The organism is Streptomyces sp. T028, from assembly GCF_048159505.1.
Lineage (GTDB): Bacteria > Actinomycetota > Actinomycetes > Streptomycetales > Streptomycetaceae > Streptomyces.
On the sequence record NZ_JBLRVZ010000062.1, the window covers coordinates 1 to 13,860 of the forward strand.

The following is a 13,860-nucleotide window of genomic DNA, read 5'->3' on the forward strand; positions in this document are numbered from 1 at the left end:
GGCCATGGTCGACTTCGCGAGGAACTTCGGGCGGAAGTCCTCCACCGCCAGGGCGTCGTGGTCACGGACCACGCGCTTGGCCCATTTACGGCCGGTGTCCTGACGCTGCCGGGCGATCTTCGCGTAGGTCTTCGCCCGCCGCTTCCTCGCCTCCCGGTAGCCCCTCGATCCGGCCTGCCCCTTCTTCGGTTTCCGGCGGGCCATCATGCGGTCGTACCGCGACAGCCTGGTCCGGGCCTTCTTCCCGTGCTGCGCATGCGGGAGGTCGTGGGCGTCGGAGGTGGTGGTCGCGGTCTCCTTCACGCCCCAGTCGATGCCGATCACCCGGCCGGTCCGAGGCAGCGGCTGCACCTCGGCAGGGACGACGAAGCTCGCGTACCAGTGCCCCAGCGTGTCCTGGTACACGCGTACCGAGGAGGGTTCGGCGGGCAGCTCCCGTGACCACACCGGGGTCAGGACGATGCCCCGGCCAGGTGCAGACGGCCATCCTTCAGACGGAACCCGCGCTTGGTGTAGTTCAGGCTCGGCAGCGCTTCGCGCTTCTTCTTCCACCCGGGCATCCCGGCCCGTTGCCGCTGCGGGAGGCGCTCGCGGATGTCCTTGTGCGCCTTCGCCCTGGACTTGCCGAAGTCGCGGATGATCTGCTGCTGCGGCACCGAGCTGCCCTCACGCAGCCACGGAGTACGGGCGCGGGCCCCGGTCAGCATCCTGTCGAGCTGGGCCGGCCCGCAGGTTTCCTTGTCAGCGCCCTCGGGCCGGGTCTGGTTGCGGGCGTGGACCTGCCGGGACTTGGCCACCGACTCGTTCCACACCCACCGGCACCGGCCCCACTCCGCCTCCAGCGCGGCGCGTGCGGTGGACGACACACGTAGGCGGAACGTCCACCGGGCATGCCCGGCTTCCTCTGTGACCGCCTCCACTCCCGCCATGCCTTCACCCCCTCCGCGGCCCTCGGCCCGAGAGTCCGCGGCCCGTTGACGCCTCGTGATGGACCGTATGTGCGACAGCCGCACGCCCGTACCCCGATCCCGCGATCACCACCCCAACCAGCGATCACCGGCACACGTGTTCGCATTCCCCCCGCTCCGCCGGCAGCCATGCGGGCGCTCCGCGCCCACGGACCAGGAGCGGCGGCGCTCCGCGCCGCAGCACCGGGATGCGGTTCTCCCCCCGCAAGCGGGAGGTACCCCCACCCCGGCGTGAACACCGAGGCATCCTCGCAAGAAGGAGGTGCGACAGACGGAGCGAACCCGCAGGAGATCTCCTTGCGTAACTCAAGCAATGTTTATAGTTGCCCGAGTTTTCGTCCTTCCGGCAGGGCGCGGTCCCGCAGCAGCGGGCAGCCATAACCTCTGCGGTTCGTCGGTGGATGCGACCCTGACCCTGCGGTCGCCGTGGGGCCCGTCGCGCCGGGGCAAGGCGGTCGTCAACAGGGCTGGTGCCGTGAGGTATTGACGCAGCGGCCATGGACACGTCCGCCATCACCGACCGCCCCGGCCCGCCCGTACGGCAGAGTCTCGTCGCCCTCGTCGATCACCTGGTCGCAGGCGACGCACATCCGGACGCCGGTGAGCGCGTCATAGTGATCGCGGAGGGCGACGACGGACCGCGCGAGCCGCTTCACACGCTCGACCTCACCGCTGAGCCCCGGCCGCTCGGCGAGACCGAGCCGCCGCCGGGCCTCACCAACGCCAGCCAGAGCGACCATCGCCTGCGCATCACCCTTGGCACGCTGCTCCGCCAACCGCTCGATCTGTGGGATCAGTTGACCCAGGTGAGCGCTGAAGTCGTCACCGAAGAGCTTCACGGTCTGATGGCGCGGCAATGTCGTCTGAGCGAGGAACCAGGTGGCCGCGACACGCATCGTGGAGCGATGTGCCCCAAGGGCGGCTTCGAGCTGAGAAGTTGGGGTGTCGCTCACCGTGCCACCGCCGGACAGCACCTCGGACATCCGCACCGGGCGAACGCGATGTCCTGCACCGGAGGCAACGGCGCCGCCTCACGGGCCACGACACGCATACCTCGATCGTGAGTGACCCTGCCGTAGCGGTCCACGGTGTAGACGCGGATCGTCATCCCACCACCGGCGCGCGGGCTTTCCGGGGTGGGGGTTGTAGCGTTCTTCATGTCGACGCTCCCTAGAAGCGTTGGCCGTCCCCGGGGCCGTTCGCGCGGTCGCCGGGGTTTCTCTTTCAGCAGCCAGGCAGCGGCAGCCGCTTGTGCGGCAGCCGGGTGCGGGCACAAAAAGAGACTGGACCGGTGGACCGGTCCAGTCAAGTGCCTCGGGGAGTTACTACCCCATCGGGTAACTGTCGCTCTGCTCGAAGACACGAGACGGCGTAACACCTTCCTCGCAGACCAAAGAACGCCGCTCCCCGTCGTAGGCCACGTGCAGCACGACAGCGACGGCCTCGGGGCGCTCGACCTCAAGCAGTCGCGACTCCTCCTCGTCGGCCAGGCGTACCGTCGTGATGTCGACGCCCTCGACCGGCGACCGGCCCGTCTCGCGCCGCACATGATGCGTGGTGCCTTCCGGGATGGGGCCCGGCAGCGAGAGCCTCGGGGCCAGATTCGCGACTTCGGCCGGGAACCAGGCGGTCACAAGGGTTCCCGGCGAACCATCTTCCAGAAGCACCATGCGCATCCGGCGCAGTGCGGTCTCGCCCGGCTCCAAGCCGAGTACGCCGACCACACGCTCCGGCGGCACAGCCCAGTCGGGCGTCCCGAGTCTCCGGAAGGGCGCACCTCCCGCAACACGGGCCGTGCCGGCGCGCCGCCCACCCGCAGGCCGGGCAACAGGGAATTCCACAACGGTGAATCCAGCACCCTGCCGAGCCACCACCACACCGTCATTGCGGAGCACGTCGTAGGCCTTGACGACCGTGGCCCGCGACACACTCCACTGCTCGGCCAGGTCACGGCCCGAGGGCAGCAGATCGCCGGGGCCGAACTCACCGTTGGCGATGCGGATGCGCAGATCCTCGGCAATCTGCTCGTACTTCAGCAGTGGCATGTGCTTAGTTCCGATCACTGGACTGGTCCACCGGTAAGGCACCAGAATGCCCGCATGACGAGCCCCGTGGTAGCCCCCGAGATCTTGAGGTTCTACAGCGAGACCATCAACGAGGCGGACCGGCTGAGCAGCACGGCCGAGGGACGGCTGGAGATGGTGCGCACACAGGAGCTGCTGCGCCGCCGGCTCCCCCCGGCACCGGCCAGAATCCTCGACGTGGGCGGTGGGCCCGGCACCCACGCTCGCTGGCTCGTCGAGGACGGCTACACCGTGCATCTCGTCGACCCCGTACCCCGGCACATCGAGCAGGCCGAGCAGACCGGTGCCACGACCGAACTCGGCGACGCCCGTCATCTCACGGCAGAGGACGGCTCGTACGATGTCGTGCTCATGCTGGGGCCCCTGTACCACCTCACTGAGCGTTCCGACCGCGACCGCGCACTCGCCGAGGCCCGTCGTGTGCTCCGGCCGCACGGTCTCCTCGCGGCAGCGGGCATCAACCGGTACGCCAGCCTGTTCGAGCACACCGCGTTCGCGCATCTCCACAAGGAACCGATACGGAGGAGCATCGGCGGGATCCTCGCCTCCCAGATCCACGACGGGAAGAAGGCCTTCACCGCCGCCTACTTCCACAGCGGCGAGCAACTCCGCGAGGAAGTCGCCACTGCCGGATTCGACGACGCGGAGATTCTCGGCATCGAGGGCCCGGCCTGGGCCCTGCTCGCGGCGGCAGAACGCAACACCGGCATGTCGTTCCACGAATCCGGGTTGTTCGACTCGGTTCTGACAGCGGCCCGCATGGCAGAGCCCTACCCGGAACTGCTCGCGTCGAGCTCCCACCTCCTGGCCACAGGCCACCGCCCCTGAAGGAGGGACGAGGCAGATGAAACTCGGCACGATGGCCGACCTGACGGCCGACGTCACCCCCGAGAAGCGTGAGCGCATCGACGCCATCAAGGCGGAGATGGTAGACGCCGAGCGGGGCCATGAACTGGCTGCTCTCCGTAAGGCGCAAGGCTTCACCCAGGTGCAGGTCGCCAAGGCCATGGGGGTCACCCAGGGGCGGATCAGCCAGATCGAGAGGGGCCTCGCCCGCCTGGACACCTCGACCATGGCCGCGTACCTGCACGCGATCGGTAGCGAGCTGACCAGCTGACCATAACTGCCACCGTGGGGAATCTTTCGGTGAGGCTGTGAGGCAGGGCGCGGCTCTTCGGCGAAGTCGTCGCTGCCGGATTCGACGGAGCCGTACCCGGAACTGCTCGCGGCGGGCTCCCACCCCCTACGACGGGACGCGCGCCGTGGCCAGCGCGTCGGTCAGCCGGGTGATCAGTTCGTCGACGACCGGAGGGCGGGCGCCCGGTCTGCTCACGGCGAGGATCTCGCGGTGGAGGGGGGCGGCCTCGGGCGGCAGTGCGACCTGTTCGACCCGTTCGTCCCGGGGGCGGTCGCTCGCGCCGCGCAGAAGCGTGGCCGGGATCAGGCCCACCGCCAGTCCCGCTCCGATCATCGCCAGCATGCTGTGCAGGTCCTCGGTCTCCAGGGTCACCTCGGGGGAGATCCCCAGCTCTCCGGCCCAGCGCCGCAGCAGCCGCCGGTCGGGGCTGCGGGCGTGGCCCGAGGTCCATTCCATGCCGAGGCAGTCCGCCAGTTCCCACCGGCGGCCGTCCGGGCGCGGGCCCGCGACGAGGAGCAGCGGCTCATGCCCCAGGGGCGTGACGGTCCAGTCGTCGGAAGGGGCCGGTGGGTCCTCGGGCAGATAGCGGTAGGCGATGAGGACATCCAGGTCCCCCGAGGTGACCCTCGGCAGCCCCTCGTGCGTCTCCACGATGACGAGACGGATGCGGGCGCCCCGGACACGGGGCCGTAGCGCGGCCAGCACGTCGGGAAGCAGATGGCTCATCGCGCTGGGGTAGGCGCCGACGCGCAGTTCGGCGATGTCCCGGTTCGCGATGCCGTCGGCGGCGTCCTGGAAGCGCGCCGTCGCCTCGAAGAGCGTCTCCGCCGCCCGCGCGAGGGAACGCCCCGCCGCCGTCAGGATCAGCCTGCTGCCCGGGCGGCGGACGATCAGCTCGACGCCCATGTCCCGCTCCAGCGCGGCGATGTGCTGGGACACGGCGGAGGGTACGTAACCGAGGGCTGCCGCCGCCTCCGCCATGGAGCCGCGGTCCACCACGGCCAGGAAGGTGGACAGGAGCTTCAGATCCGGCTGGCGCTTCATGAACCGTGAACTCTACCTTCGTGATCCATCGCTTTACGTGTCTCGCGACCGGGTGCCAGAGTGCCAGAAAGCCCGCCGAAAGCCCGCCGTCTCCCGAAAGCCGAGGCCATGGCCATCGACCTGACCGCCCTCCGGGCCCACTTCCCCTCCCTCGACGGGGGCCTCGCCTTCTTCGACGGCCCGGGCGGCACCCAGACCCCCCGCCCCGTCGCCGACGCCATCGCCGCGACACTGACCGGCCCGCTCTCCAACCGGGGGACCGTCAGCCCGTCCGAGCTCAACGCCGAGCGCGCCGTCGCGGAGTTCCGCGCCGCCTACGCCGATCTGCTCGCCCTACCCGCGAACGGCGTCGTCCACGGACGCAGCGCCACCCAGCTCACCTACGACTTCTCCCGCCACCTGGCCAAGGACTGGCGGGCCGGCGACGAGATCGTCCTCAGCCGGCTCGACCACGACTGCAACGTCCGCCCCTGGGTACAGGCCGCCGAGCGCGCCGGAGTGACCGTCCGCTGGATCGAGATCGACGCCGGGACAGCGGAGCTGGACCTCGCCTCGTACGAGCGGGCGCTGTCGCCCCGAACCCGGCTGGTCGCGGTCACGGCGGCCTCGAACGTACTGGGCACCAAGCCGCCCGTCCGCCGCATCGCCGATCTCGCGCACGAGGCCGGTGCGCTGGTCTACGTCGACGGCGTGCACTACGCCGCTCACCACCTGGTGGACGTACCCGCCCTCGGCGCCGACCTGTTCGTCTGCTCGCCGTACAAGTTCCTCGGACCGCACTGCGGGGTGCTCGCGGGAGCGCCCGAGTTCCTCGAGTCGCTCCGCCCGGACAAGCTCCTGCCGTCCCCCGACACCGTGCCGGAGCGCTTCGAGTTCGGCACCCTGCCCTACGAGATCCTGGCGGGCGCCACCGCCGCCGTGGACTTCCTCGCCACGCTCGACCCGGGGACGGGAACCACGCGCCGGGAGCGGCTGGCCCGTTCGCTGGGCGCCCTGCACGAGCACGAGCAGGTGCTGCGCACCCGGCTGGAGGAGGGTCTGCGGGCCCTGGGGGACGCCGTCACCGTGCACTCGGTCGCGGCCGACCGCACCCCGACCCTCCTGATGACCCTCGAAGGCCGCGACGCCCGCGAGGCCCAGCGGCACCTGGCCACCCGCGACGTCCTGGCCCCCGCCGGCTCCTTCTACGCGTACGAGCCCTTCACCGCCCTGAAACTCCAGGACCCCGCCCTACGCGTCGGCCTGGCCCCGTACAACACCCCCACCGAGGTGGACAGACTCCTGGACGGCCTGGCCTCCTTCCTCGGCGGCTAGATCCACTGCGCCCACCCGAACGTGAACAGGTACGCCCGGCGTGCCGCCTCCCAGCCCCGGATGCCGCGCAGCCACATCACCACCAGGGTCAGCAGGAACAGCGCGGCGAAGGGGCCGGACACCAGGGCGCCGGTCGTCGGGGCGGCGAGCACGCCCACCAGCACGCTCACGAAGAGGACGATCCCGAGGCCGAGGTGGGCGTCGGACGGCTCGGCTCTGAACAGCTCGCGGATCGCTCCCCGGGTGGCCCGCATATCGTGCTCGTAGCGCTTTCGCGCGGCCTCCTGGTCGGCCACGCGGCCCTCGGGCCACTCGTGCGGTCCCACGGCCATCACCCCCCCGATTCGGCCCAGTACCGGCTTGCTCCCCTCGGCGACCGGACGTGAACCTCTCAGGCCCCCTCCACCGCCGCCTCCGCATGGATCACGAAGTCGCTCACCAGACGTTGGAAGAGCGAGGCCAGGCGGTGGAGGTCCTCCGGTTTCCAGTCGGCGAGGGCCGCCTCCATGCCGCGCAGGCCCGCCGCGCGGATGCGGTGGACGGCGGTGCGGCCGGTGTCGGTGAGGCGGATCAGCTGGGCGCGGCGGTCCTCCGGGTCGGGGACGCGGGTGACGTAGCCGGCCTTCTCCAGTTGCCTGAGCTGGCGGGTGACGTGGGAGGCCTCCACGGAGAGGCGGACGGCCAGGACGCCGGGGCGGAGCATCTCGTCCTCGGCGAGGTGGCGCAGGATCGCGACGGCGGCCCGGTCGAGGGGGAATCCGGCCAGGGACATCAACCGCTCATGCTGGCGGGCGCGGCCCGCCAGGTAGGTGATGCGGGTCAGGGACTGCTCGATCGCGATGACGTCCGTGGAGGCCGGGGAGGCCGGGGAGACCGGGAAGACCGGGGATGGGGGCGGGGGTGGGGAGGGGGGTATCGGCATTTCCCTACAGTACAGATGCTTGCCTGACTCAAGCAAGATCTAATATGCTTGCCTAACTCAAGCAACCAAGGACGCCCGACAGGACCCCACTCCATGAGCTCCCCACCCCCCAGACCCGTCGAACTCCGCCCCCGCCCCACCGACGCCCTGCTCGCCGTCGCCCTCTTCGCCTGCTCCTTCCCGGGCAGCCTGATCACCTTTCCCGGCCAGGAGCCCGCCGTCCCCTGGTGGCCCGGCGTCGTCCTCGCCGCCGTCGCCTGCGCCGCTCTGGTGCCGCGCCGTACGCGTCCGCGCCGCAGCGTCCTCGTCACCCTCGGCTGCGCGGTGGCCGCGTCCACGCTCGGGTATCTCCTCACCGTGCTGCTGCTGGCGCCCCTGATGCTCGCCCTGTACTCGCTGGCCGCCGCCACCGACCGCCGGACGGCGAACACCTTCACCCTCGTCTCCGTCGCGCTGCTGGTCGGCACCGGACTGCTGGCCGGACCACCCGGCGAACCCCTGGTCCTCAAGCTGGTCGGGCCCGCTGCCTGGCTGCTGCTGCCGACCTCGCTCGGCACGGCGAACCGGCTGCGCGCCGCCTATCTGGACGCCGTACAGGCCCGTGCCGAGCACGCCGAGCGGACGCGGGAGGAGGAGGCTCGGCGACGGGTCGCCGAGGAGCGGATGCGGATCGCCCGCGACCTGCACGACGTCGTCGCCCACCATCTCGTCCTGGCCAACCTCCAAGCGGGCGCCGTCGCCCGGCAGTTGCCCGCCCGGCCGGACGACGCCGCCCGGCTCACCGCCGAGTTGGCCGGCACAACGGCCGCGGCGCTGCGTGAACTGAAGTCGACGGTCGGTCTGTTGCGGCGGACCGACGAAAACGACCGGGACGAAAACGACCGGGACGAGGACGACCGGGACGAGGACGACCGGGACGAGCCCGTGGAGCCCACCCCGGGGATCGCCCACCTTCCCGAACTCGCCGCCTCCTTCCGTGGCGCGGGCCTGGAAGTCACCGTCAGCACCGAGGGCGAACCCCGCCCGCTCACCACCGGCGCGGACCTCACGGCGTACCGGATCGTGCAGGAGGCCCTGACGAACGTCACCAAGCATGCCGACGTCGGCACGGCGGACGTACGGCTTGTCTACGCCGGCGACCGGCTGGCCGTCACGGTCACCGACGGCGGAGGGAAACGGCCGGCCGCGGTCGGCCACGGCTACGTCCACGGCTACGGGCTCATCGGGATGCGGGAGCGGGCCCGTTCGGCGGGCGGACGCGTACGGACGGGGTACAGGCCCGGCGGCGGCTTCGAGGTGGTCACCGAACTGCCCCTGAAGGACGGGAGAACGAGCGAGTCCCACCCCGCCTGACACGGGATGGGACTCGTCATCGGAGCGCTGGGCAGGCCTTGCACCTGCATTTCCCCGCAGGAAGCGGGGCGTCTTTCCTTGGACCACCAACGCAGAGGTCGTTCACCGTTCTTGTTTCCCGGTGACCGGCTCGAGATCAACTTTACCCGATCCCAGAGGCGGTGACGACCACCGATGATCAAGCGACGATCAGGCGACGTCCTCCACCTTCAGCTCCGGTCCTACGACGACCGTGACCACGCCCGCCGTCGCCGAGGCGTCCTGCACCGCACGGGCGTTCGGGATCCGGGAGGCGAGCGCGGCGGCCTGGCGCTCCAGTCCCGCCGGGTAGGTGACGGTGGTCTTCGTAACCGACGAAGGCGCGTTGCCGGTGCCGGCGAGGCTGTAGCCGGCCTCGGTGAGCCGCTCGGCGACGGCCGCCGCCCGGCCGCCGATCCCGGTGCCGTTGAGGACCTGGAACCTCACCGAGGACGCGTACACCACGTCCTTCTTCGCGGCCTCCACCTGCGCCTTGGTGACCTCCTTGTCGTTGGCCAGGGAGGTGAACAGGTCGGCGGCCTGCGGGTACTGCCAGACGACGTTGGCCTTGTCGGTGGGCTGGTCGGCCACCCGCCCGTAGTTGGGCACGGTGACGAAGGCCAGGCGGTCGCTGTCGATGCCCTTGAGTTCGTTCGCGAGCCCGTACAGCGGCTCGATGCCGGCCAGATCGGGGTCGGCGGTGAGGGACTTGGTGACGGACTGCAGGAAGCCGTACATCGCGTCGGCGTCCGTGAGCTTGGACTTGGCCTTCTTCGCCATGGCGTCCATGAACTCCTGCTGGCGGCCGATGCGTCCGATGTCGGAGCCGTCGCCCACGCTGTAGCGGGTGCGGACGTAGCCGAGGGCCTTCTCGCCCTTGATCGTCTGGCAGCCCGCCTCCAGGTCCAGGTGGGCCTTCTCGTCGTGGATGGCCGCCTCGGGACAGACCTCGATGCCCTCCAGCGCGTCGACCATGCCCTTGAAGCCGGAGAAGTCGATCGACATGAAGTGGTCGATGCGCAGGCCCGTGTTGGCCTCGATGGCCTTGATGCTGCACGCGGCGGCCCCGGCGACCTCGCCGCCGCTGCCGCCGATCGCGAACGCTTCGTTGATCTTGAAGTGGTGCGGGGAGGACGTACCGCCGTCGCCCTTCTCGCAGGAAGGTATCTCCACCCATGAGTCGCGCGGGAAGGAGACGACCGAGGCCCATTCGCGGTTCGCGGGGATGTGCAGCACCATCAGCGTGTCCGACTGCATGGTGGTCAGGTCCTTGCCGTACTTGGCGTTGGCGCCGTCACGGCTGTCGGACCCCACGAGCAGGATGTTCTTCGAGCCCGGGCTGAGGTTCTCGGGCCGGTTCCCGCCCAGCTTGTCGTCGACGTCGGCCTGCTTGATGTTGTTGTTGAGGTCCTGGTAGATCCAGGCGCCGACGCCGCCGACCGCGAGGACGACCATCGCGGTCACCCCGCCGCCCCAGGCGACGACCCGCCCGCGCCGGGTCAGCCTCGTACGGCCCCCGCCACGGCCCCCTCTGCTCCCCCGCCAGGCCGACTGCATCGGAGCACGTCCACGCCCTCTCGTTCCGCTCACCGGCACCCGTCCCTCCGCATCGGCCGTTCCTCACCGTCCACCGTGCTCGGGTCGCCGGCGTGGTCACCGCCGAACGCCGGAACACTACACGCAGGTAGGAATACGTCCGGCGAGCACAGACGTCTCAGGAGACTCACACAGCCGCACAACGGTTGCCCCCCGGCGCGGATCAGACGGATCGTCAGATCACCACCGTGGGAAGCGGGGTGGGGCGACCGGTGACGATCCCGGTCGCCCCACCCACCCCACCCACCCGACCCGCCCCACCTCGCTCTCAGCCGAACATGCCCGGCCGGTAGTCGCCCGCCGGCTGCTGGACGACGACGTTGAGGCGGTTGTAGGCGTTGATGAGGGCGATGAGGGAGACGAGGGCGGCGAGCTGGTCCTCGTCGTAGTGCTTGGCGGCGCTCTCCCAGGCCGCGTCCGTGACGCCGCCCGCCGCGTCGGCGATACGGGTGCCCTGCTCGGTCAGCTCCAGGGCGGCGCGCTCGGCCTCGGTGAAGACCTTGGCCTCCCGCCAGGCCGCGACGAGATGCAGACGCTGGGCGGTCTCACCGGCGTGGGCGGCGTCCTTGGTGTGCATGTCGGTGCAGAAGCCGCAGCCGTTGATCTGGCTGGCGCGGATCTTCACCAGTTCCTGGGTCGCCGCCGGCAGGGTGGAGTCGGCGATCACCTTGCCGGCCGAGTTGATGTACCGGGTGAACTTGCCGGCGACCGGGTTGGCGAAGAGGTTGAGGCGCGCGTCCATGGTGGTCTCCTCGTGGGCTTGCTCTCTGCTGGTTACACCTCTCTGACGGAACGGCCCGGAGGAGTGTGACAGCCCTGGATGTGACCTGGGTCACATCCAGGGCTGTCCCCCATGGATTACCTGGATTACCCCACGTTGATCAGGTCGTACGGCGGGACCTTGACCGTACGGTTGCCGGGCGTGCCGCCCAGGACGACCTTGCGGTACGAGATGTTGTTGTTGACGTTGGTCTCCTTCAGGCGCTTGGCCGGGTTGGCGACCACCTGGATGTAGTACGTCCCGTTGGGCAGGTCGGTGACGTCGAAGGACTGGCCCGGACGGTACTGGGTGTAGGTGTCACCGGAGCCGACGTCGAGGACCTCGCGCACGGAGATGGAGCTCTTCTCGCCGCAGGCGGTGGACAGGTCGGTGTTGTACGGGTGCCAGTTGGCGTTCTTCACCGTGTAGTCGACCGCGTCGGTGTTGGCCAGGCAGAACGCCTCCTTGCCGCTCTTGACGATGTCGGTCTTGTCGGCGGAGAGCAGGTGGTAGCTGGCGAAGTCGGTGAAGTGCCAGTGCTCGTGGCCGATCCGCGGGTCCCACTCCATGGTGCCGGCGGGGGTGTAGCCGATCTGCTTGCCCTTGGCGTCGTAGAAGTACTGGTACGAGTCCATCAGGTCGGAGCCCGGCTTGCGGAAGCCGTCCACGACGAGCGGGGCGGGGCCGGCGTTCCAGACGTTGGCGCTGAAGGCGAGGTAGTCGCGGCCTGCGGCGTCGCCGTCCTCGCCGTCGGTGATCGCGATGTCCCAGGCGGGCAGCGACCGCAGGTCGGGCTTGGGCGCGTTGGCCGGGACGGCCGCACGGCCGGTGGGCCGCTTGCTGTTGGCCTTCAGGGCGGACGCGATGCGCGAGCCGTCGGTGTGGCCGGAGCCGTCACCGAGGTGGCGGGCGAGACCGCGGTCCTCGAGGGCGTGGGAGAGGGCGGAGGGCACGGGCGCGTCGGCGCCGCGCGGCCCGTAGTGGTGCCCGGCACCTCCCATGTCCATCCCGGCCATGCCGCTGTGGTCCATGCCGGCCATGTCGTGGGACATGGAGCCGCGGGTCAGCCCGGCTCCGGCCCCGCCACCCTCGCCGCCCTCGTTGAACTGCCGGACGGTCACTTTGATGGTCGGCTGGGTGTTGGGGATGCCGAACAGGTCCCGGTACTTCTTCGCGATCGACACCTTGGCCGTGTACTCACCGGGCGCCAGGTCCACCGGGTTGTCGTAGTCCTGGGTGGTCGTGTTGGCGGCCCAGCCCTTCTCCACACCCGACACCGAGCCGAGCGTGAACGGGTTGGTGGGGCAGCTCTCCGGGTAGTGCGAGGTGGCGGGCGCGTCGGGGCGCAGCCGTCCGGAGGCGTTGTTCGGGCAGAAGGTGCTCTTGATCTTCTTCACCTCCACCCCGGCGCTGTTCTTCACGGAGATCTCCAGGAAGCCCGGCAGCCCCTTGAAGTCCTTGACGAGCCCGGCGGGCAGCTTCTTCGTCGTCACCTTCGAGCCGTTGCGCAGGATCTGCTGCACGACGACCGGGTCCTTGTACGACTTGCGCGTGGTCTTGAACTCCAGCGGCGCGTTGTCGACGGTCAGATAGGTGCCGAGGTCGAAGTCGAGCTGGAAGCCCTCGTCCCACTGGTAGCGGTCGAGGGTCACCGCGTTCGACGCGGCGACCAGCTTCAGCTTCGGCTTCCCTGCGGTGCTCTGCGGCGCCGCACCGGCGCCGGGGGCGGCCCCGGCGACGGCTACGACGGTGAGCGCGGCCCCCGCGGCGAACGCTCCGCGCTTGAAACCCTTGCGGTGTTGCGGTCTGGTCATCGGTTCCTCGTCTGCGAGTGCCATGGTCAGTGGCATCGGACAGGCCAGCCCACATCCCGGCCGTCGCACTCGCGGGCACACCCCTCGCACCCGTCCTGCCGAGGACTGTGAGCATCCTGTGAGAGAGGCAAAAGGCGTGCGGGGGTTGCCTGTTGACGAGGAAAAGCTCGGCCGGGGTCACTCAGAGCCCGTACCGCCCCTCAACGCAGACGGGGGGCACCGGGTGCGCGTACCGGCCGTTCAGTGGTCCGTCGCCGCCGACCGCCCGGTCGGTGGCCGTGCGCGGCCTCGTAGCATCGCCGCATGGCTGAGTGGAGTACGCGGCAGGCGACCGAGGCGGACGTCGAGGCCGTCGCCGAGGTGCGGGCGGTGGCGCTGCGGGGGGATCTGGAGCGGCTCGGGCGGTACGACGAGCACCGGGTGCGGCAGCGGCTGCGGGACGGGTGGATGCCCGGGAACACCCTGGTCGTCGAGGAGGACGGCGTGGTGGTGGGGTGTGTCGCGCTGCGGCCCGCGGGGACCGGGGAGGACGCGGACTGGCTGGAGCACTTCTATCTGGACCCGCGGGTGCAGGGGCGGGGCATCGGGACCGCCCTGCTGGGCGGGCTGCTGGAGGCCGCCGACCGCGACGGGCGACGCGTGCGGCTGAACGTGCTGCAGGGCAGCGCGGCCCGGCGGCTGTACGAGCGGCACGGGTTCGAACTCGAGAAGGAGGACGCCGTGGATGTCTTCCTGGTGCGGGAGCCGCGTCCCCGGTACGGGTGGTTCGAGGGCGAGTCCGGGTTGCGGGTGGGGGGCTTGCGGTCATCATGAACCGGTGCTCCAGTCGGCAATCCGCCCCCTTCGATC

13 protein-coding genes and 1 pseudogene are annotated in these 13,860 nt (G+C 70.3%); 5 read left to right on the forward strand and 9 right to left on the reverse strand.

Annotation, left to right across the window (positions count from 1 at the left end; all coding sequences use genetic code 11):
* From ACLZN2_RS44590 to ACLZN2_RS44600, 3 genes and pseudogenes are all read right to left on the reverse strand, one after another.
* Positions 1-929: pseudogene (locus ACLZN2_RS44590) on the reverse strand (RNA-guided endonuclease InsQ/TnpB family protein); the annotation flags it as partial.
* A gap of 497 nt (positions 930-1,426) precedes the next feature.
* The gene (locus ACLZN2_RS44595) at positions 1,427-1,951 is read right to left on the reverse strand and encodes a DUF6415 family natural product biosynthesis protein (protein WP_416985567.1); all 525 of its coding nucleotides are present in this window, start codon (positions 1,949-1,951) and stop codon (positions 1,427-1,429) included.
* Positions 1,952-2,293: 342 nt separating this feature from the next.
* Positions 2,294-3,013, reverse strand: a complete 720-nt coding sequence (locus ACLZN2_RS44600; RefSeq protein WP_416985569.1) for a GntR family transcriptional regulator — start codon at positions 3,011-3,013, stop codon at positions 2,294-2,296.
* 54 nt (positions 3,014-3,067) lie between these two features.
* Here ACLZN2_RS44600 and ACLZN2_RS44605 point away from each other — a divergent pair, with 54 nt between their 5' ends.
* Both ACLZN2_RS44605 and ACLZN2_RS44610 read left to right on the forward strand, forming a co-directional pair.
* Positions 3,068-3,880 carry a class I SAM-dependent methyltransferase gene (locus ACLZN2_RS44605; RefSeq protein ID WP_416985570.1) on the forward strand — a complete coding sequence of 271 codons (813 nt, stop codon included), beginning with the start codon at positions 3,068-3,070 and terminating at the stop codon, positions 3,878-3,880.
* A 16-nt stretch (positions 3,881-3,896) separates the two neighbouring features.
* Complete coding sequence (locus tag ACLZN2_RS44610; RefSeq protein ID WP_416985572.1) at positions 3,897-4,169, forward strand: helix-turn-helix domain-containing protein; 273 nt, start codon at positions 3,897-3,899, stop codon at positions 4,167-4,169.
* A gap of 126 nt (positions 4,170-4,295) precedes the next feature.
* Here the strand turns inward: ACLZN2_RS44610 and ACLZN2_RS44615 are convergent, their stop codons facing one another.
* Entirely contained in the window at positions 4,296-5,234 is a 939-nt protein-coding gene (locus tag ACLZN2_RS44615) for a LysR family transcriptional regulator (protein ID WP_416985574.1), read from the reverse strand.
* Between the two features lie 108 nt (positions 5,235-5,342).
* Here ACLZN2_RS44615 and ACLZN2_RS44620 point away from each other — a divergent pair, with 108 nt between their 5' ends.
* The gene (locus ACLZN2_RS44620) at positions 5,343-6,548 is read left to right on the forward strand and encodes a cysteine desulfurase-like protein (RefSeq protein ID WP_416985575.1); all 1,206 of its coding nucleotides are present in this window, start codon (positions 5,343-5,345) and stop codon (positions 6,546-6,548) included.
* Here ACLZN2_RS44620 and ACLZN2_RS44625 read toward each other — a convergent pair.
* Complete coding sequence (locus ACLZN2_RS44625; RefSeq protein ID WP_416985577.1) at positions 6,545-6,874, reverse strand: hypothetical protein; 330 nt, start codon at positions 6,872-6,874, stop codon at positions 6,545-6,547. The two genes, ACLZN2_RS44620 and ACLZN2_RS44625, sit on opposite strands and share 4 nt — an antisense overlap.
* 65 nt (positions 6,875-6,939) lie before the next feature.
* Complete coding sequence (locus ACLZN2_RS44630; RefSeq protein WP_416985579.1) at positions 6,940-7,470, reverse strand: MarR family winged helix-turn-helix transcriptional regulator; 531 nt, start codon at positions 7,468-7,470, stop codon at positions 6,940-6,942.
* Positions 7,471-7,563: 93 nt separating this feature from the next.
* Between ACLZN2_RS44630 and ACLZN2_RS44635 the strand changes: the two genes are divergently transcribed.
* Positions 7,564-8,823: a sensor histidine kinase gene (locus ACLZN2_RS44635; RefSeq protein ID WP_416985580.1), complete on the forward strand. Its 1,260-nt coding sequence runs from the start codon at positions 7,564-7,566 to the stop codon at positions 8,821-8,823.
* Positions 8,824-9,012: 189 nt separating this feature from the next.
* On the opposite strand, the gene ACLZN2_RS44640 is transcribed toward ACLZN2_RS44635, so the two are convergent.
* From ACLZN2_RS44640 to ACLZN2_RS44650, 3 genes are all read right to left on the reverse strand, one after another.
* Positions 9,013-10,398 (reverse strand): LCP family protein, encoded by a 1,386-nt coding sequence (locus ACLZN2_RS44640; RefSeq protein WP_416985582.1) that lies wholly within the window; start codon positions 10,396-10,398, stop codon positions 9,013-9,015.
* 307 nt (positions 10,399-10,705) lie between these two features.
* Positions 10,706-11,179 carry a carboxymuconolactone decarboxylase family protein gene (locus ACLZN2_RS44645; RefSeq protein WP_416985584.1) on the reverse strand — a complete coding sequence of 158 codons (474 nt, stop codon included), beginning with the start codon at positions 11,177-11,179 and terminating at the stop codon, positions 10,706-10,708.
* 125 nt (positions 11,180-11,304) lie between these two features.
* The gene (locus tag ACLZN2_RS44650; RefSeq protein ID WP_416985586.1) at positions 11,305-13,011 is read right to left on the reverse strand and encodes a lysyl oxidase family protein; all 1,707 of its coding nucleotides are present in this window, start codon (positions 13,009-13,011) and stop codon (positions 11,305-11,307) included.
* A gap of 303 nt (positions 13,012-13,314) precedes the next feature.
* On the opposite strand from ACLZN2_RS44650, the gene ACLZN2_RS44655 reads away from it, so the two are divergent.
* Positions 13,315-13,824: a GNAT family N-acetyltransferase gene (locus ACLZN2_RS44655; RefSeq protein WP_416985588.1), complete on the forward strand. Its 510-nt coding sequence runs from the start codon at positions 13,315-13,317 to the stop codon at positions 13,822-13,824.
* Positions 13,825-13,860 lie beyond the last annotated feature (36 nt).